Source organism: Streptococcus catagoni (genome assembly GCF_011421425.1).
GTDB classification, from domain to species: Bacteria; Bacillota; Bacilli; order Lactobacillales; family Streptococcaceae; genus Streptococcus; species Streptococcus catagoni.
Genome location: NZ_WPCW01000001.1, coordinates 25,521 through 44,820 on the forward strand (window position 1 = coordinate 25,521; position 19,300 = coordinate 44,820).

General features: G+C 38.1%; 16 protein-coding genes, 1 pseudogene and 1 riboswitch. All 17 genes and pseudogenes read left to right on the plus strand.

Annotation, left to right across the window (positions count from 1 at the left end; all coding sequences use genetic code 11):
- Positions 1-8 precede the first annotated feature (8 nt).
- On the plus strand, positions 9-1,031 hold the full coding sequence (locus tag HBN42_RS00135) for a PTS sugar transporter subunit IIC (protein ID WP_165992547.1): 1,023 nt from the start codon (positions 9-11) through the stop codon (positions 1,029-1,031).
- Between the two features lie 80 nt (positions 1,032-1,111).
- Positions 1,112-2,443, plus strand: coding sequence for a D-serine ammonia-lyase (locus tag HBN42_RS00140; protein WP_165992549.1), 1,332 nt, complete (start codon positions 1,112-1,114; stop codon positions 2,441-2,443).
- 179 nt (positions 2,444-2,622) lie between these two features.
- Positions 2,623-2,946, plus strand: coding sequence for a hypothetical protein (locus HBN42_RS00145; protein ID WP_165992552.1), 324 nt, complete (start codon positions 2,623-2,625; stop codon positions 2,944-2,946).
- A complete protein-coding gene (locus tag HBN42_RS00150) occupies positions 2,936-4,921 on the plus strand; it encodes a V-type ATP synthase subunit I (protein WP_165992554.1) in 1,986 nt (661 codons plus the stop codon). Before HBN42_RS00145 ends, HBN42_RS00150 begins: the two co-directional genes overlap by 11 nt.
- A gap of 16 nt (positions 4,922-4,937) precedes the next feature.
- The gene (locus tag HBN42_RS00155; protein WP_165992556.1) at positions 4,938-5,417 is read left to right on the plus strand and encodes a V-type ATP synthase subunit K; all 480 of its coding nucleotides are present in this window, start codon (positions 4,938-4,940) and stop codon (positions 5,415-5,417) included.
- Between the two features lie 82 nt (positions 5,418-5,499).
- The gene (locus HBN42_RS00160; RefSeq protein ID WP_165992558.1) at positions 5,500-6,084 is read left to right on the plus strand and encodes a hypothetical protein; all 585 of its coding nucleotides are present in this window, start codon (positions 5,500-5,502) and stop codon (positions 6,082-6,084) included.
- Between the two features lie 8 nt (positions 6,085-6,092).
- Entirely contained in the window at positions 6,093-7,103 is a 1,011-nt protein-coding gene (locus HBN42_RS00165) for a V-type ATPase subunit (RefSeq protein WP_165992562.1), read from the plus strand.
- Positions 7,093-7,413, plus strand: coding sequence for a V-type ATP synthase subunit F (locus HBN42_RS00170; RefSeq protein WP_165992565.1), 321 nt, complete (start codon positions 7,093-7,095; stop codon positions 7,411-7,413). Before HBN42_RS00165 ends, HBN42_RS00170 begins: the two co-directional genes overlap by 11 nt.
- A 132-nt stretch (positions 7,414-7,545) precedes the next feature.
- Entirely contained in the window at positions 7,546-9,321 is a 1,776-nt protein-coding gene (locus tag HBN42_RS00175; protein ID WP_165992568.1) for a V-type ATP synthase subunit A, read from the plus strand.
- 1 nt (position 9,322) lies between these two features.
- Positions 9,323-10,702, plus strand: a complete 1,380-nt coding sequence (locus HBN42_RS00180; protein WP_165992571.1) for a V-type ATP synthase subunit B — start codon at positions 9,323-9,325, stop codon at positions 10,700-10,702.
- Between the two features lie 21 nt (positions 10,703-10,723).
- Positions 10,724-11,341, plus strand: coding sequence for a V-type ATP synthase subunit D (locus HBN42_RS00185; protein WP_165992573.1), 618 nt, complete (start codon positions 10,724-10,726; stop codon positions 11,339-11,341).
- Between the two features lie 124 nt (positions 11,342-11,465).
- Positions 11,466-11,762, plus strand: coding sequence for a DUF4298 domain-containing protein (locus HBN42_RS00190; protein WP_165992575.1), 297 nt, complete (start codon positions 11,466-11,468; stop codon positions 11,760-11,762).
- A gap of 164 nt (positions 11,763-11,926) precedes the next feature.
- A pseudogene (gene nfsA / locus HBN42_RS00195) lies at positions 11,927-12,670 on the plus strand (oxygen-insensitive NADPH nitroreductase).
- 191 nt (positions 12,671-12,861) lie between these two features.
- Positions 12,862-12,979: riboswitch (PreQ1 riboswitch) on the plus strand.
- Positions 12,977-13,483, plus strand: a complete 507-nt coding sequence (locus HBN42_RS00200; protein ID WP_165992577.1) for a QueT transporter family protein — start codon at positions 12,977-12,979, stop codon at positions 13,481-13,483. (Overlaps the previous riboswitch by 3 nt.)
- A 230-nt stretch (positions 13,484-13,713) precedes the next feature.
- Positions 13,714-15,672 (plus strand): NAD-dependent DNA ligase LigA, encoded by a 1,959-nt coding sequence (gene ligA / locus HBN42_RS00205; protein WP_165992579.1) that lies wholly within the window; start codon positions 13,714-13,716, stop codon positions 15,670-15,672.
- Between the two features lie 16 nt (positions 15,673-15,688).
- On the plus strand, positions 15,689-16,723 hold the full coding sequence (locus tag HBN42_RS00210) for a diacylglycerol kinase family lipid kinase (RefSeq protein ID WP_165992584.1): 1,035 nt from the start codon (positions 15,689-15,691) through the stop codon (positions 16,721-16,723).
- Positions 16,720-19,020, plus strand: a complete 2,301-nt coding sequence (gene pulA, locus HBN42_RS00215; RefSeq protein ID WP_165992587.1) for a type I pullulanase — start codon at positions 16,720-16,722, stop codon at positions 19,018-19,020. The genes HBN42_RS00210 and pulA overlap by 4 nt, the downstream gene beginning before the upstream one ends.
- Positions 19,021-19,300: the final 280 nt, after the last annotated feature.

Sequence of the window (19,300 nt, forward strand, 5' to 3'; positions counted from 1 at the left end):
AAATTTATATGGATATTATTATTGGGACAAGTCTTCTTATACTTGTGTTGGCTATCTTTACCTTATTTAATTATAAGGCTCCTTACGGAGCCAAGGCAATGGGTGCCTTAGCATCAGCTGCCTGTGCGTCATTCCTCGTTGAAGCTTTTCAAGATTCTTTCTTTGGTAAAGTTTTAGGATTAAAGTTCTTGAGTGAAGTTGGTGGAGCCAATGGCTCACTTTCAGGAGTGGCAGCAGCAATCTTGGTAGCAATCGCTATTGGCGTTACACCTGGTTATGCCGTTTTAATTGGTTTAGCCGTTTCAGGCACAGGTATTATACCAGGCTTCATCGCAGGTTATCTGGTTTCATTCTTAATCAAATGGATGGAAAAAAATATCCCTGGTGGACTTGATTTAATCTCAATTATTATTATTGGTGCCCCTCTAACTCGTTTCATTGCTCAACTAGTCACCCCGCTCATAAACAATACCTTATTATCTATCGGAGATATATTAACTTCAAGTGCCAACAGTAATCCTATTATTATGGGAATTATTCTTGGTGGAACCATAGTCGTTGTTGCGACTGCGCCTCTATCTTCAATGGCTCTTACAGCCATGCTCGGTTTGACTGGTATTCCAATGGCCATTGGTGCCTTGTCAGTATTTGGTTCTTCATTTATGAATGGTGTGCTTTTCTATCGTTTAAAACTTGGGGAAAGAAAAGATAATATAGCATTTGCTATTGAACCTCTCACTCAGGCCGATGTAACATCAGCTAACCCTATTCCTATTTATGTGACCAATTTCTGTGGTGGAGCTGCCTGTGGTATCTTAATTGCCTTAATGAAACTGGTCAATGACACACCGGGAACAGCTACGCCTATTGCTGGCTTTGCCGTAATGTTTGCCTATAATCCAATGGTTAAAGTCTTGATTACAGCCTTAGGATGTATTATTCTAAGTGTTATAGCAGGTTACATCGGTGGTGGTGCTTTCAAGAATTTCAAACTCGTTACCAAGCAAGAATTACAAGCTATGGATAAATAGACCTCCTAAGCTTTTATGGGGTAAATTTATCTGACTATAGACTAAAAATGAGAAAATAAATGTAATGAAGGAGGCTTAGGATGAGTCTAGAAACTTGGAAAAAAGAAATACCTGAAATTGAGAAAATGATGAACTATGAAGAACTTTTTTGGATGAACGACCACTATCAAGGGGTTGAAGTAGCTAACAAAGTTTCACAATTTGGTAAAGAAGATATCCGAGATGCTGAGGAACGTTTAAACCGTTTTGCTCCTTATTTTGCAGAAAATTTTGAATGTACTCGTGAAAACAATGGAATCATTGAGTCAGAGATAAGCCCTATTCCTAAATTTAAAGCTTACTTGGAAGAAGAATACAAGATTTCCATTCCTGGAAAAATGTATTTAAAACGTGATGACGCTTTGCCAATTGCAGGGACTATCAAGGCTCGCGGAGCTATTTACGAAGTATTAAAACACGCAGAAACACTAGCTATTGAAGCAGGAATCTTAAGTGGCTATGATGATGACTACCGTAAGTTTGGAAGCCAAGCCTTTAAAGATTTCTTTAAAGAATACAAGATCATGGTCGGAACCACAGGTAATTTAGGAATCAGTGTAGGACTTATGGGAGTTTCTTTAGGTTTTGAAGTTGTCATCCACATGTCCTACGATGCTAAGGAATGGAAGAAAAAATACCTTAGAGACCATGGTGTTGTCGTTATAGAACATAAGACAAACTTTACAGAAGCTGTCAATAAGGGTCGTGCAGAATCAGACGCTGATCCAAAATCTTACTTTGTCGATGACGAGCACTCTGTGGATCTTTTCCTAGGCTATACTGTCGGACCTTGCCGTTTGAAAAAACAATTGGAAAAAGAAGGTATTAGTGTAGATAAAGATCATCCCTTGTTTGTTTTCTCCCCATGTGGAATAGGCGGTAGCCCAGGTGGAACAGCATTTGGCTTGAAGCAGATTTATGGTGATCATGTTCATTGTTTCTTTGTCCAACCAACTCATATGCCTTCTATGTTAGTAGGACTTCTGACAGAAGAATATTCTAAGGTATCTGTTTCTGACATTGATATTGATGCTAAAACCAATATGGATGGTTTAGCTGTGCCTAGAACCTCTGGATTTGTGGCTGAACTTATGCATCATTACTTTAATGGTGGTCTGACAATCTCTGAAGAAAATCAAAAACGTTTTCTAACACAAATGATTGATTTAGAAGATATTCCTCTAGAACCAGCTGCATTAGCTGGAACTATCGGCCCTGCAACGTTATTTGCAACAAAAGAAGGGCGTGACTACCTCAAAGCCTATGACCTTGAAGATAAAATACAAAATGCAACTTATATTGCTTGGGCAACAGGTGGTAGTATGGTACCAAAAGAAGATATGCAAGAGTTCTATCAACAAGGAAAAAGCTAGCAGTATTAAGATAAATAAAACAGAAATTGAGGTAGGCCTATTCTAGGTGGTAGACCAATAGTGACTATTTCCTATGGCACTAGTAGGTTACGATCAGAAAAGCAAGGCCTCTCTTTTCTTTCTTTGACGGATAGGAGTAATACTGACTATCTTAAATCATTAAATGTAAGGAGTTAAGAGTGACAAATTCTATATTATCAAAGATGACATCTATTGAGATGGAAGCAAAACGAATTGATGACGCTTATAAGGCTGAAAAAAAAGCCTATGCTGATCAGAAAAAAGATGATATTGAAACCATAAGATTAAACTGTGATCAAGAAAGACAAAGACAATTAGAAGAAAAAGAAAATAGTCTCTTAGAAGTCCTAGCTGAGCAAAAAAAGCAATTGTCAGAAAGACAAAGAAAAAATGAAGCCAAGCTTCAGCATATTTTAGAAGAAAAAAAGGATAGCTTTGTTGATCAGATTGTGGACAAGGTGGTAGAGAAATATGGCCATTAGTCAAATGAAAAAACTATCTATTCTCTTAGAAAAAGAGAAATTAGATCCCTTTTTGCAGCTTTTACAAAAAACACAATTAATTGAAATACGTGATATTAGCCAGCTTGATCATTGGCAGGAAGCCTTTAGTAAAGAGTCTGTTAGCCTACCTAAAATTTATCAATTTGATGAAGAAGGACAAGAAGAATTAGAAGGAGACAGGGCTCTAAACTATTTAAAAGGCCGCCAGGAAGAGCTAGAAAGGGCTATTAAGGAACTGGAGACTTTTCTACCCAAAGAAGGGAAATGGGCTTCCTTAAAAAAGGGAAAGCTCTCTGTCTATTTTGAAGATTTGGAAAAATGGGATAGGCAATCTCAAGCTAATCATCTTTTTGCATCCTTTAAACAAAAAAGAGACCGGCTAGAGGAGCTTAATAAAGAGATCGAAAAACTGCAATCGGAACTAGAAGAACTCCGTAAGTGGGAAAAATTAGAAGTACTACCTGAGGAACTGGCACAATTTGAAGCGATCAATGCACAAGTAGGGACTATTCCAAGTACAGAGGATGATCGTTACTATCGCCAACTCCTAGCTGATCCTCGTGTAGAGGTTGAAAGTATTTTTCACAGGGAATTAGAATATGGTTTGATTCTTTTTTGGAATAAAAAAGATCCCATTTCTTTAGAAGATTATCAATTTAAAGCGCTTTCTTACAGATATCAGACCTTGCCAGCTGAAATGATTAAGGAAAAAGAACAGTTTCTTACTGATTATCAGGCTGAAAAAACTTTCTTAATAGGAGAACTAGCTCAGTCAAAAGAAGAACTTGAGCAAATGCAGATTCAAATAGAATATTATTTGGACTTAAGTTCAAGGCAAGCCTCGAAAAAATACTTAGCCAGTACCCAACATTTGGTGGCCTTGGAAGCTTGGATAGAAGCCGAAGAAGAAAAGCAACTAAAGGAAATTGTTGAAAAGACCTTTGCTAAGGCTGTTTTTATTGAGTCTGAGGATGTTGACCAGGCTGATTGGGAAGAGGTTCCTATCAAACTGCGGAATCACTCCTTGATTGAACCCTTTGAGTTAGTAACAGAAATGTATGCCTTACCAAAATATTATGAGAAGGATCCAACCCCTATTCTAGCACCTTTTTATTTCACTTTTTTTGGAATGATGGTGGCAGACTTAGGCTATGGTCTAATATTATTTTTGGCAACCAAGCTAGCTATGACTGTTTTGAAGCTTGATCAAAAAAAGAAACGTTTTATGAAATTTTTTAACATCCTAGGAGTAGCTGTTTCTCTATGGGGAATTGTTTACGGTTCTTTTTTTGGCTTCAATCTGCCTTTTCTTATCCTTTCAACCAGAACGGATGTTATGACGATCTTACTCTTATCTGTCTTTTTTGGTTTTGTGACAGTTATTGTTGGTCTACTTTTGGGCGGACTGCAAGAAGTCAAAATGAAAGATTATGCTCAGGCCTATAGTTCAGGCTTTGCATGGTGTTTAATTTTAATAGGAATCTTATTGCTGGCCCTAGGTATGAACATGCCGTCCTTAGCAGCTCTAGCAAGTATTGGGAAATGGCTAGCAATTGTCAATGCAGTAGGAATAGTTCTTGTAGCTATTGTCAAGGCAAAAAGTTTAAAAGGCTTAGGTATAGGCCTATATAATTTGTACAATATTAGTGCGTACGTTGGTGATTTGGTAAGTTTTACCCGCCTGATGGCCTTAGGCCTTTCAGGGGCAAGTATTGGTTCAGCCTTTAACTTGATTGTGGGAATTTTCCCACCCTTGGGAAGGTTTAGCATAGGGATTTTGATTTTTATCTTATTACATGCAATCAACATTTTTCTTTCCCTACTTTCAGGCTATGTCCATGGGGCTAGACTTATGTTTGTTGAATTCTTTGGAAAATTCTATCAAGGCGGAGGAAAAGCCTTTCAGCCCCTTAAATCAGCTGAAAAGTATGTCTTTATTAAGAAAGAAAAATAAATGGAGGAAAAATAATATGGAAAATTTAGCGTCTTATTTTGCATCACATGGGGGAGCCTTTTTTGCAGCCCTAGGTATTGCTATTGCAGTTAGTTTTAGTGGTATTGGTTCAGCCTATGGTGTTGGTAAAGCGGGGCAAGCAGCAGCAGCTCTATTAAAAGAGGAACCTGACAAATTTGCATCAGCTCTGATCTTACAACTATTACCTGGTACCCAAGGTTTGTATGGTTTTGTTATTGGTATTTTAATTTGGTTACAGTTAACACCAGACCTATCCCTAGAAAAAGGCGTGGCCTACTTTTTTGTATCTCTGCCTATTGGTATTGTGGGTTACTTTTCAGCTAAGCATCAAGGGAATGTTGCGGTTTCAGGTATGCAAATATTGGCCAAACGTCCTGAAGAATTTATGAAAGGTGCTATTTTAGCTGCCATGGTTGAAACCTATGCCATCCTTGCCTTCGTTGTTTCCTTCATATTAACCTTGCGTGTTGGCTAGTTATAAGTCAAAGATATGCCCAATGTTAAAAGTGACTAAGAAGCAAGTGATTGTATATTTTCTTTAAAAAGGAGGAAACCATGTGAGTGATATGGATAAACTAAAAAAGACTGTCCTTGAGCAAGCTCATCAAGATGGTCAAGGTCAGTTAAAAGTTGATATTAAAGAAATTGATGAGAATTTTGAAGCTGAAAAAGCGACTGTCTTAAAAGAAAAAGAAGATGAGAGACTAATCCAATTAAAAGCTTTAGAACAGCGTTATCAGGTTGAAATCCAACAGGTTAAAAATCAAGGAAGACAAAGAACCTTAAGTCTTAAGCAAAGTATTTTAAGTGATTTATTTCAATCAGCCTTAGAAAAAATGGAATCCTTTGATAAGGAGCAGGATCTGTCTTTTCTTTACTCTGTTCTGGGCCAATATGAGGATCAGGAACTCTGCCTTTGGCTTGGTGAAAAAACAGGGAAAAAAATGGATCAGGCTGATTTGTCCAAGCTGTGCCAAGATTTTTCTAAACTAGAAATTGCTTCTGAATGGCTTAAGGGAGAAGCTGGCTTTCTTATCTCCATAGGAGATATTGACTACTCTTATGTTTATAGTGAACTGATTGATTCCATTTATAAGGAAGAATGTACCCTGATTACAAATGCCATATTCAATGAGGATTAGGAGGCTTTATGGATAAGGATCAATTTTCCCAAATCAATACCACTGTCAGTGTAAAAGAAAAAGACTTACTTTCAGCTGAGCAATTTAAGACCCTTATAAATGCAAGTAGTAAAGAAAGCATCCATAGGGTTCTTCAGGAGACGCCTTATCATATCGATCTAGCAGATTTAGATAATTTAAATGAGGTGGAGAGGGTTCTAATGAAGGAACTGGCAAGGACTTTCAAATGGGCCTTTGAAGAGTGTCCTGTTCCAGAAGTTATTCAACTTTTTAGCCTACCTTATTTTTACCATAATCTAAAGGTACTCTTAAAATCAAGAGCCAGCCAAAAAGATCTCAACTCCTTACTGATTCCAATTGGTATGCAGCCCCTATCAGCCCTGGAACATTTGGTCAGAACACTGAAATCTGACCATTTCCCTGAATTTTTAGTGGAAGAAGTGCAGTCTATCTGGAAAGAATATCTGGATTACGGTGATAGTCGTGTCCTTGAGATTGGAGCTGATTTGGCTTATTTCAAACATTTGAAAAAAATAGCAAAGCAGTTAGATGATGAAGTCTTTCTCAAAGCAGTTAGCATGTTAACAGATAGCTATAACCTTATCACTATTAAACGGGCTCAAAAGATGAAGAAGTCACATGGCTTTATTAAACAGCTTCTAACAGATCAGGCAAGTTTAAGCAATCAGGAATTTATAGATATGGCTTCAAGTCGGAGCCTTCTTACTTGGTATCATGGGCTTTTACCAGATAATTATTCAAAAGAGCTGGGCCTTTATGAATCAAAAATTGCAGAGGGCAAGATCACTATCCCTGAATTAGAATATCTTTCAGAACTGTTGATTTTTCAGCTTTTCGATGCTAACAAATATAGCTGTCAAGGGCCATACGTCATTGCACGATTTTTGTTGGCTAAAGAATTTGAGATCAAAAATTTAAGACTTATCTTATCGGCGCAGGCCAATCAATTACCACTTGATTTGGTTAAAGAAAGGATGAGACCACTTTATGGACAATAAAACATATAAAATTGGTGTCATTGGTAACCGTGATGCTATTCTTCCCTTTCATATGATAGGTTTTCAAACCTTTCCTGTTACAAAAGCTCAAGAAGCTATTAATACTTTAAGAAAATTAGCTTTGGAGGACTTTGGAATTGTCTATCTAACAGAAGATATAGCAGAATTGATACCTGAAACGATAGCCTATTATGATAGGTCAGTAAGACCAGCCCTTATTTTGATACCAACCCATAAGGGTAAGCAGCATATTGCTTTAAATCGACTCCATGAGCGTGTGGAGAGAGCTGTTGGTCAAAACATTCTTTAGGTCTGTCATCTTCTTAAAGAGGGCGACTTTAGCCAGGACTTTCATCGTTAGCTTCTTTTTTACTTAAGAAGCCTGTCCACTTAGAGGAAGATTTTATAAAGAATAAAGTATCATGTTAAGAAGGAGAAAAACTTGAGTCAAGGAAAAATAATAAAAGTTTCAGGACCACTTGTTGTAGCTTCTGGAATGCAAGAAGCTAATATTCAAGATATCTGTCGTGTAGGAAAGCTTGGCCTGATTGGAGAAATCATTGAAATGCGAAAAGATCAAGCCTCCATACAAGTTTATGAAGAGACTTCAGGTGTTGGTCCTGGTGAACCAGTAGAAACCACAGGTAGCCCTTTATCAGTAGAATTAGGGCCGGGCTTATTGTCAGAAATGTTTGATGGTATTCAACGACCATTGGAACGCTTTAAAAAGGCTACAGAAAGTGATTTTTTACTTCGTGGGATTAATATTCCTAGTTTAGATAGGGAGAGAAAATGGACTTTTACAGCCTCTGTTGAGCCAGGTTCTGAGCTTGTATCTGGTGATATTATAGGGCATGTTCAAGAAACAAAGGTTATTGAACATCGGATTATGGTTCCAAATCATGTCTCTGGTAAACTCATCTCGATCCAATCTGGTGATTTTACTGTTGATCAGCCTCTTTATGAGATTGAGCAAGCTGATGGAAGCATCTATCAAGGAAGTCTAATGCAAAAATGGCCTGTACGACATAGTCGACCAGTTGCAAAAAAACTGATTCCAGTAGAGCCTTTGGTTACAGGACAACGTGTTATAGATACTTTCTTTCCTGTAACTAAGGGAGGAGCCGCAGCAGTGCCTGGTCCATTTGGTGCAGGAAAAACCGTTGTTCAACACCAGATCGCTAAGTTTGCCAATGTGGATATTGTTATCTATGTGGGATGCGGAGAACGCGGAAATGAAATGACCGACGTTCTGAATGAATTTCCAGAACTGATTGATCCTAACACCGGTCAATCTATTATGGAAAGAACAGTCCTCATTGCCAACACCTCAAATATGCCCGTAGCGGCGCGTGAGGCTTCTATCTATACTGGGATAACCATTGCAGAATATTTCCGTGATATGGGTTACTCAGTCGCAATCATGGCCGACTCTACATCAAGATGGGCAGAAGCTCTTCGTGAAATGTCTGGTCGATTAGAAGAAATGCCCGGTGATGAAGGCTATCCAGCCTATTTGGGAAGTAGGATTGCAGAATATTATGAACGAGCTGGGCGCTTCCAGCTACTTGGAAGTGATCAGCGTGAGGGAAGTATTACAGCCATTGGAGCCGTTTCGCCACCTGGAGGAGATATTTCTGAGCCTGTAACCCAAAATACTCTTAGGATTGTCAAGGTCTTTTGGGGACTTGATGCACCTTTGGCTCAGAGAAGGCATTTCCCAGCTATTAACTGGCTAAGTTCTTATTCTCTTTACAAGGATGAGATTGGTAACTATATCAGCCAGCATCAAAAGGCGCATTGGACAAAAAAGGTTAGACAAGCAATGACCATTTTACAGGATGAGTCTGGTTTAGAAGAGATTGTCCGTCTGGTAGGGATTGATTCCTTATCTGAACAAGACCGGCTAACCATGGCTGTTGCTAAACAAATTCGTGAAGATTATCTGCAGCAAAATGCTTTTGATAATGTGGATACCTTTAGTTCATTTCTTAAACAAGAGGCAATGCTTAGCAATATTTTAACCTTTAAAGATCAAGCTAGTAATGCTTTGAAATTGGGAGCCTATTTCTCTGAGATAATGGAAGGCACTAGTGAACTTCGAGATAAGATCGCTAGAAGTAAGTTCATTCCAGAAGAAGATATTGAAAAGATAAGAGGTCTCTCAAATCTTATCAAGGAAACCATGCATGAGATTTTAGAGAAAGGAGGAATCTAGGATGAGTGTCATTAAAGAATATCGGACCGTCAGAGAAGTTGTAGGACCCTTAATGATTGTTGATCAGGTTTCTGGCGTTCACTACAATGAACTGGTTGATATCAAAATGCAAAATGGCCAAAGACGTCAGGGACAAGTTTTAGAAGTTCATGAAGATAAAGCTATGGTTCAGCTTTTTGAAGGTTCAAGTGGTATTAATCTGGCTAAGTCAAAGGTTCGCTTTACAGGCCATCCTTTAGAGATCGCCGTTTCAGAAGATATGGTTGGAAGAATATTTGATGGAATGGGGAAAGCTATTGATGGTGGTCCAGATTTGATTCCTGAAAAGTATGTAGACATTGACGGCCAAGCTATCAACCCTATTGCGCGTGACTATCCTGATGAATTCATTCAGACAGGTATCTCTGCTATTGACCACTTAAATACCCTGGTTCGAGGGCAAAAACTTCCTGTTTTTTCAGGTTCTGGATTGCCTCATAATGAATTAGCTGCGCAAATAGCACGTCAAGCTACGGTATTGAATGATGATGCTAACTTTGCCGTTGTTTTTGCTGCTATGGGAATTACCTTTGAAGAAGCAGAATTCTTTATGAATGACCTTCGTCAAACAGGTGCTATTGACCGCTCTGTGCTCTTTATGAACCTGGCAAATGACCCAGCCATTGAAAGAATTGCTACTCCGCGGATTGCTTTGACAACTGCTGAATACTTGGCCTATGAAAAAGACATGCATGTTCTGGTCATTATGACTGATATGACCAACTATTGTGAAGCTTTAAGGGAAATTTCAGCGGCAAGGCGTGAGGTTCCTGGTAGACGTGGTTATCCAGGTTATCTTTACACCAACTTATCAACCCTCTATGAGCGTGCAGGACGTCTGGTTGGCAAAAAAGGATCTGTGACCCAGATTCCAATTTTAACCATGCCAGAAGATGATATCACCCATCCTATTCCAGATTTGACAGGTTATATTACCGAAGGGCAAATTATTCTTTCTCATGAGCTCTACAACAGTGGTTTACGTCCACCAATTGATATCCTGCCTTCCCTATCTCGTTTGAAAGATAAGGGGTCTGGAGAGGGCAAGACCAGGGCTGATCATGCAGCGACCATGAATCAGTTGTTTGCAGCCTATGCCCAGGGTAAGCAAGCCAAGGAATTAGCCATTGTTTTAGGAGAATCTGCCCTTTCAGAATCAGACAAACTCTACGTGACATTTACTAAGGAATTTGAAGAAAAATATATCAATCAAGGTTTTTCTCAAAATCGCAGCATTGAAGAAAGCCTCAATTTAGGCTGGGAACTGCTTTCCATTCTACCTAGAACCGAATTGAAACGGATTAAAGACGACATGCTTGATCAGTATTTAGGCAAGTCCTAATTTAGAGAAAGGTTATCTCCTATGGTAAGATTAAATATTAAACCAACACGGATGGAACTTAATAATTTAAAGAAACGCCTAAAAACTGCGAAAAGAGGACATAAATTATTAAAGGACAAACGTGATGAACTCATGCGCCATTTTGTAGATTTAATTCGTGAAAATGATCAACTGAGACGACAGGTAGAAGATATTCTGGTTTCTAATATGCAGGATTTTGTCTTGGCGAAATCTCTTGAAAATGATGCCATGATTGAAGAATTATTTGCAGTTCCAGTCAGGGAAGTTTCCCTCTTTATGGAAGTTGAAAATATCATGAGTGTCCATGTTCCTAAATTTCATATCAAAGAAAAATCTAGTGAAAAAGGCAATGATTTTTCCTATAGTTTTTTGTCTTCTAATAGTGAAATGGATCAGACCATTCAAAATATGGAAGATCTCTTAGATCAACTCTTAAGACTGGCAGAAGTCGAAAAGAAATGCCAGTTAATGGCAGATGAAATTGAAAAAACACGACGTCGTGTCAATGGTCTGGAGTATGCTATTATCCCACAATTGGAAGAAACCATTCATTATATTGAGTTAAAACTTGAAGAAGCCGAAAGATCTAATTTAGTACGTATTATGAAAGTTAAATAATAGAGACTTACTTTGCTTAGAGATAAAAGAAAATCTCCCTCTTTGTCTTGGAGCACGAAGGTAAAATCTAGTGAAAATCCCAACTTAATGCTATACTCAGTCTATTAAGTAGGAGGAATTGCAAATGACTGAAGAAGATGTGCTTAAAGTTCAAACTCTGGAAGAAAAATACGATGATTTTCAACCCAAATTGCAGGCACTTAAAGCATCACTAACTGATCTTAGTGACCATTATAGGGACTACCAAGACTTACTTGCTTTTTATGGCAGTGATGACTGGTACCGTCTGCATAAGGCAGATACCAGTCAAATAAAGGCAGGAATCTTAAGTGAAGATCAGCTCTATGATTTGATTTCTGACCATAATGACCTGATCATGGATTTGCTTGAATTAACGACAAAAATGTACAAAAATGTCTAAAAGATGTGCCATAGCTTAAAGAGGCTAATGACGCTCTTTCAATTGATGGCTTATAGATCGATTGAAAGGGTGTTTTTTCTGTGTCTAAAATGCCAGTTTGGAAAAAAGAAAATAAGATCAATCTATGGTATGATTTAGTCAGTAAATGAAGAGGGAGAGAAGTTATGAATAATGAGACAATTGACTTAATCACAAAGCATGTTTCAGTCAGAAATTTTACAGACCAAAGGTTAACAAAAGAAGAAGTGGATACCTTAGTTTCTTGTGCTCAGGCAGCTTCTACAGCTAGTTTTTTACAGGCCTATTCCATTATCAGTATTGATGATCCAAGACTCTTAAAAGAGCTGGTTAAAAGAGGTCATCTGCAAAATTTTATTTTGGATGCGGGGCACTTCTTTATTTTTTGTGGCGATTTTAAAAGACATCAGGATTTTGCCCAAAGTCAGGAGCTTGATATTTGAGCATCTATAGAAGGCACGGATGCTTTATTGGTTGGTGCTATAGATGCTAGTTTGGCAGCTCAAAATATGACACTAGCAGCAGAATCTATGGGAATGGGGGCCTGCTATATAGGTGGTATTAGAGATGAGATAGAAGTCATCTCAGAGATATTGGCTTTACCAGATTATGTTTATCCCCTTTATGGTCTAGCCCTTGGTTACCCTCTTAAAAAGAATGAACTTAAACCCCGTTTTCCTCAGGAAGCCATCCACCATCATGATGGATATGACACAGAAACCTTGCCGAAAACCCTAGCATATGAAAGACTTACCTCTACTTATTATGCTAAGAGAACAAATGGAACATTTAAAAGAATATGGTCTGAAACAGCCTTTAAAACCTTGACAGGCTTACCACGTCTTCACATGAAAAATTTCCTTGAAAAAAGAGGACTAGGAAGACATTAAAGGAATTTCATTTTTGATATTTTTTTAACTGCTAGGTTAAAAGCCACTTTCTTTTAAGGTTCTTGCTTTTAGTTTTAAGTCTGAGGATTGAAAAATTCCCAGTCAGTGGCTGAGATTCTAGACATTTTAAGTCGCTCTGCCAGAAAGAAGTTAACTTTGACATTAGAGACAGCTTTTATTCCTTTTTTCTTTATGGTACAATGTAGGAGTTGCAAGGCAACCCTTGGTGCTTAGTTCCCTTTCACCAAGCATATTATAAACGTAGTAAGGTCTTTCATGCCTTATTTTGACGTCAAAGGAGAAAAAATGAAAAATTATAAGATTAAGGATTTTGTCCATATCGCCTTAGTTGTTGCCCTCTATGTTGTTTTGACCATAACCCCGCCCCTCAATGCCATATCTTATGGAATGTATCAATTTAGGGTCTCTGAAATGATGAATTTTCTTGCCTTTTATAATAGAAAATACATTATTGCTGTGACCATTGGCTGTATGATTTCTAATTTTTACAGTTTTGGTTTGATAGATGTTCTTGTTGGTGGTGGCTCGACTTTATTGTTTGTCAGTTCAGGGGTCATTTTATTTGACAGGTATAAAAAAGATTATTTTTTTAATGGACTGATTAATAAAGCCTTTTTCTACTTTGCTATTTTCTTTTCATTGTCTATGCTAACAGTAGCTATTGAACTCAGTTTCTTTGGTTCACCACTTTTACTGACCTGGCTGACAACAGCAGTAGGAGAATTTGTTTCACTTCTGATTGGTTCTTTTATCATTGATAAATTAGGAAAACAAATTGATTTGACACAGTAATTGTCTTATTCTAATTAACTTAAAAAACGAGCTGAAGTCTAGAGCTTTGGCTTTTTTAATGTTCTTTAAAAGCTTATATGATCCTTAAAGGATTTTTTGATCAGGGCTTCTTGATAAACTAACTGAAAATTTAATAAAGTTATAAAGCAGGCTACTGATGTATTGGCAGCTTTTTTAGAGAAGCAAGAGACCGTTAATGCATTTTGATTGAAATGTGATAAAATAGTGATATGGAAAAAGAAATGAGAGAATTGACACAGCTGTTAAATAAGTACCGACATGATTATTATACAAATGATAATCCTTCGGTCAGTGACGCAGAGTATGATAAACTTTATCGCCAATTAGTAAAATTAGAAGAAGCCTATCCAGAATTTATTGCAAAAGACAGCCCAACACAGGGAGTGGGGGGGCTTATTTTGTCTGGATTTGAAAAGTACCAGCATCCCTATCCCCTTTATAGCTTGCAAGATGCTTTTTCTTATGAAGAACTCTTAACTTTTGATCGTAGGGTAAAGGCAGAATTTCCAAAGGCCACTTACATTGTTGAGTTAAAGATTGATGGCCTGTCTATTTCCCTAACTTATGAAAAAGGAAAGCTAGTAACGGGTGCAACACGTGGGGATGGTAGTGTAGGAGAGAACATTACTGAAAATTTAAAAAAATTAAAGGATATTCCACGCACCTTAAGTGAGCCTCTTGACATTACTGTACGTGGAGAAGCTTACATGTCTAGGCAGTCCTTTCAACAGATTAACCAGGAGCGGCAGGAAAATGGTCAAACGGAATTTGCGAATCCTAGAAATGCTGCTGCTGGAACGCTCCGACAATTGGACACTTCAATTGTTGGTAAAAGGAATCTGGCCAGCTTTTTGTATCAAGAGGCCAGTCCCAGTCAAGAACTGAATCAGGAAGGTGTTTTAAAAAAGCTTAAAAGATTAGGTTTTGCTGTTAATGACCGTTATCTGATGACGTCATCTATGGAAGACATCTGGCACTTTATTGAAGAAATTGAAAGTGAACGTGAAAAGCTGAGCTATGAAATTGATGGGATCGTCATTAAAGTTAATAATTTGGCTATGCAAGAAGAGCTTGGTTTTACCATAAAAGCTCCTAGATGGGCCATTGCCTATAAATTTCCTGCGGAGGAAAAAGAAGCGACATTGCTGTCTGTTGATTGGACAATCGGCAGAACAGGTGTCTTAACCCCAACAGCCAATTTAACCCCTGTCCAGCTGGCAGGAACAACAGTTAGTAGAGCGACCTTACACAATGTAGATTATATTGCTGAAAAAGATATAAGAGTTGGTGATAGGGTTATTGTTTATAAGGCAGGAGACATTATACCTGCTGTTTTAAGGGTGGTTTCAGACAAAAGAAGTTCCCAGCAGGCAATGGTCATTCCAAAGCTTTGTCCTTCTTGTGGCAGTGATCTCGTTCATTTAGAAGAAGAGGTTGCTCTTAGATGCATTAATCCTCTTTGCCCAAGCTTGATTCAACGAAGCTTAGAGCATTTTGCAAGCCGTAATGCTATGAATATTGCTGGTTTAGGCCCTGCTAGTGTTGAAAAATTATATAAGGCAGAGCTTATTAAGGACGTGGCTGATCTGTATCGTTTGGACTTGGAGAGCTTATTAACCTTAGAGGGAATTAAAGAAAAATCAGCTGAAAAATTACTGTCAGCTATTGAGGAATCAAAGGAAAAATCGGCAGATAAGCTTTTATTTGGTTTAGGTATCCGTCATGTTGGAGCGAAAGCTAGCAAACTCCTTTTAGAAGAATTTGAAAGCCTTGAAAATCTTATTGATGCCAGTGAAAGTGCCATTGCTAGTATTGATGGACTTGGTAGTGTCATTGCGAATTCGATTCACGAATATTTTGCCAAAAAAGAAAGCCATCAACTGATAGCAGAATTAAAAGAGGTTGGTGTTAATTTAAAATACCTGGGTAAAAGAGTAGATAAGACGGCTCAATTATTTGGAATGACGGTTGTTTTGACAGGTAAATTAGAGCAAATGAATCGAAATGATGCCAAGGCTAAGTTGGAGGAGTTAGGAGCTAAGGTTACCTCAAGTGTTTCTAAAAAGACAGACTTAGTTATTGCAGGCAGCGAGGCTGGTTCAAAGCTGGATAAGGCCCGCTCCTTGGGTATAGAAATCCAAGATGAAGAATGGTTACTTAATGTGTAAGTGATGAGGTAAGGTAATGAAAAAACAAATGAGAGCGAGACTCATATATAATCCAACTTCTGGTCAGGAGATAATGAAAAAAAATGTGGCAGAAGTCTTAAATATTCTTGAGAGTTATGGTTATGAAACTTCCGCCTTTCAAACAACAGCCCAGCCCTTATCAGCCCAAAAAGAAGCCATGAGAGCTGCAAAGGCAGGTTTTGAACTGCTTATAGCAGCTGGTGGTGATGGGACTATCAACGAGGTGGTCAGTGGGGTGGCTCCGCTGAAAAACCGACCAAAAATCGCCATTATTCCCACAGGTACCACAAACGATTTTGCCCGTGCTTTGAAAATACCACGTGGTAATCCTATAAAAGCTGCACAAATCATTGGAAAAAATCAGACGATTAATATGGATATTGGTAAGGCTAGAGGAGATACTTATTTTATCAATATCGCCGCAGCAGGTAGTTTGACGGAATTGACCTATAGTGTTCCCAGTCAACTAAAGACCATGTTTGGTTACCTAGCCTACCTTGCCAAAGGGGTGGAATTGTTACCGCGCGTGCGTAATGTTCCTGTCAAAATCACCTATGATACAGGTGTCTTTGAAGGAGAGGTTTCCTTAATATTTGCTGCCATTACAAACTCAGTTGGAGGCTTTGAATTTATTGCTCCTGATGCAAAATTGGACGATGGTCAGTTCACCTTAATACTGGTTAAAACAGCCAACCTTTTTGAAATAGTACATCTTTTAAGACTGGTTATTGATGGGGGTAAGCACGTCAACGATCGGCGGGTAGAATACATAAAGACTAGTAAGGTTATCATTGAACCTTTATCTGATAACAGAATGATGATCAATTTAGATGGAGAATATGGTGGCGATGCACCAATTGTCTTAGAAAATCTTAAAAATCATATCACCTTCTTTGCAGATACCGATTTGATTTCTAATAATGCCTTTGGTATTAATGAGGAAGAACCTGAAATTGAAGAGATCGCACAGAAGTTTGCCCATGAAGTTGAAGATATGGAAGAAAAAAATGGAGGATTAGCTGAAGAATGAACCATTGCGTCATCTTACACTACCATAATCAAGAAGGACATTACTCTAATCTGACCTTAAGGCAAGAGCAAGACGGGCAAAAAGGAAAAGAACTTACTTTTTCATATAAGGATAGCTTTGGTGCCCTAGCCTATTTGGACTGCGAGACAGGACATGTTCCTAGTCAAGTCTTTGTCAGTGTTAAGAGAGATTATCTAGAGCCTAAGCCCGTAGTAGTCTATAAGATTGAAAGACAGGCTGAACTTGCTGAAACTGAAGTTTGGATTGTTGAAGGCGATCAGACAATCTACCATTCAAAACTGGCTGCGCAAGCAAGTGCTTTTTTTAGTCCAGAGAAAAAACAATCCTATGACCTGGCTTTAAATAGTCTTGATTTTGATAGAAAATGGGGTTTTTCTGGTTGGCTTGGCTTTAAATTTCAAAAGGAAGAAACGACTTTTCGTTTATGGGCACCCACAGCTACAAAGGTAGAACTTATTTTCTATGCTTCAAGTGATAACAATGCTCCAATCGTTCAAAAGCATGCCATGACACGAGGCCAAAGCTTTACGCCAGATCAGCATGAGGAAAATACCCATGGTGTCTGGGAAATTTCTCTAAAGGGCGATTACAATTTCACCTGCTATTCTTACCGCCTGTATGATGAAGATCAAGCTTTTAGAGATTCTAGGGATCCTTATTCTATTGCCGCAACAGCCAATGGCCGAAGGTCTGTTCTTATTTCTTCAGAAGATTTGATTCCAGATGGCTTTAAGGTCAAACAAAGAGAAGAGGCTACTTGGCGGCTAGAAAATCCTAATAAGGCTGTGATCTATGAAATGCATGTCAGAGATTTTTCAATATCAGAAAACTCTGGGATTAGTGCAGAAAAACGGGGTAAATTTAAGGGCTTAATTGAAGAAGGCACTCTTAATGATTATGGTGATGCCACTGGCTTTGACTATATTAAGGCCTTGGGTGTGACCCATATCCAATTACAGCCCATATTTGATCATCATCAAAGCTTTGACGAAAATGGGAACTATGCCTACAACTGGGGCTATGATCCAGAGAATTATAATGTTCCCGAAGCTAGCTTCGCAAGTAATCCTCACGACCCAGCCAACCGTATCTTAGAATTGAAAAAGGTCATCCAAGCCTATCATGATGCTGGTCTCAACGTCATTATGGATGTGGTCTATAATCATACTTACTCTTCTAGAGATTCGGCATTCCAATTGACCGTGCCAGATTATTATTATCGGATGCAAGCTGACGGTAGTTTCCAGAATGGCTCAGGCTGTGGTAATGAAACTGCAAGCGAAAAAGAAATGTTTCGCAAGTACATGATTGATTCCCTATTATATTGGATAAGAGAATACAATATCGATGGCTTTCGCTTTGATTTGATGGGGCTTCATGACATCGAAACCATGAATCTTATAAGAGAAGAAGTGGATAAGATTGACCCTAGAATCTTATTGTATGGTGAAGGTTGGGATATGGGCAATGGCTTAAGTGCTGATAAAAAGGCCATGAAAAGCAATGCTCACCAGCTGCCTAGAATTGGTTTTTTTAATGACGACCAGAGAAATGCTATAAAAGGTGCTGAGATTTTCGGAGACTTAGTAGAAGGCTTTGTAACAGGAGCTGCAACTGAGGAAGTTCTTGCCAAAGCAATCATAGCGAGTGAGCAACTGGCTGATTATAGCAGTCCTGATCAGGTGATCAATTATGTTGAGGCTCATGATAATTACAATCTGAATGATCTGTTTTGGGCACTAAAACCCAATGATAGTCTTGATATTCATAGGAAGCGCGTTCAACTAGCCACAGCAATGAATATCTTGATGCAGGGTGTCACTTTTATGCAAATTGGTCAAGAATTTTTAAGAACCAAGCTGTTTGCGACAGGAAAGGACAATCAGCTAAGCCAGGAAGATAAAGAACGGGCTATGAATTCCTATTGTTCATCTGATCAAGTTAACCAAGTTGATTGGAACCAAGTAAGCCTTGAAAAAGAGACTGTTGATTTTGTGAGAAATCTAATATCCTTGAAAACAAAAACCCCATACTTTTCTTATCAAACATTTGAAGAAATCAGAAAACATGTTTCTATTGAAAGTGCTGAGAAAAAGTCGGGCTTTATCAGTTTTAGTATCAAAGATAAAAGAAAATATCAATTGGTCTTTAGCTATCACACCACGCCCTTACAGCTGTCAGATAAGAATATCATTGAAACAAATGATAAACACCTTAAAGAAGAGGCTAAAGTTATCAATGACTTAACAGCTCTGATCCTTGATATGACAGAATAACTGGCTTTTTCTTCAGACTGAAATAACCTGACTGCTCAGGTTATTTTTTTTGTATAAAGGATTTAAAAACAGATAAGTGCTTCAAAAAGACAATCTTGTCCGTTTTTTGAAGAAGATCTCCTTCCTTTGAATTAAAGTCTACTTATTGTTATAATGAAGCTGTTAGGCTATTTTATCTAAGAGACCATTCCTTTCAAAGTAAAGGTTAGGAAAGGTTTAAGAAAGCGCAAACAGTATCCATATTTCTGTTGACATTCTTAATATTAAGGAATAGAATAGC

Excerpts from the sequence above, each read along its gene's own strand:
- HBN42_RS00135 (WP_165992547.1), top strand. The coding sequence starts at position 9 with ATGGATATTATTATTGGGACAAGTCTTCTTATACTTGTGTTGGCTATC.
- HBN42_RS00140 (WP_165992549.1), top strand. The coding sequence starts at position 1,112 with ATGAGTCTAGAAACTTGGAAAAAAGAAATACCTGAAATTGAGAAAATG.
- HBN42_RS00150 (WP_165992554.1), top strand. The coding sequence starts at position 2,936 with ATGGCCATTAGTCAAATGAAAAAACTATCTATTCTCTTAGAAAAAGAG.
- HBN42_RS00155 (WP_165992556.1), top strand. The coding sequence starts at position 4,938 with ATGGAAAATTTAGCGTCTTATTTTGCATCACATGGGGGAGCCTTTTTT.
- HBN42_RS00165 (WP_165992562.1), top strand. The coding sequence starts at position 6,093 with ATGGATAAGGATCAATTTTCCCAAATCAATACCACTGTCAGTGTAAAA.
- HBN42_RS00170 (WP_165992565.1), top strand. The coding sequence starts at position 7,093 with ATGGACAATAAAACATATAAAATTGGTGTCATTGGTAACCGTGATGCT.
- HBN42_RS00180 (WP_165992571.1), top strand. The coding sequence starts at position 9,323 with ATGAGTGTCATTAAAGAATATCGGACCGTCAGAGAAGTTGTAGGACCC.
- HBN42_RS00185 (WP_165992573.1), top strand. The coding sequence starts at position 10,724 with ATGGTAAGATTAAATATTAAACCAACACGGATGGAACTTAATAATTTA.
- HBN42_RS00190 (WP_165992575.1), top strand. The coding sequence starts at position 11,466 with ATGACTGAAGAAGATGTGCTTAAAGTTCAAACTCTGGAAGAAAAATAC.
- HBN42_RS00200 (WP_165992577.1), top strand. The coding sequence starts at position 12,977 with ATGAAAAATTATAAGATTAAGGATTTTGTCCATATCGCCTTAGTTGTT.
- ligA (WP_165992579.1), top strand. The coding sequence starts at position 13,714 with ATGGAAAAAGAAATGAGAGAATTGACACAGCTGTTAAATAAGTACCGA.
- HBN42_RS00210 (WP_165992584.1), top strand. The coding sequence starts at position 15,689 with ATGAAAAAACAAATGAGAGCGAGACTCATATATAATCCAACTTCTGGT.
- pulA (WP_165992587.1), top strand. The coding sequence starts at position 16,720 with ATGAACCATTGCGTCATCTTACACTACCATAATCAAGAAGGACATTAC.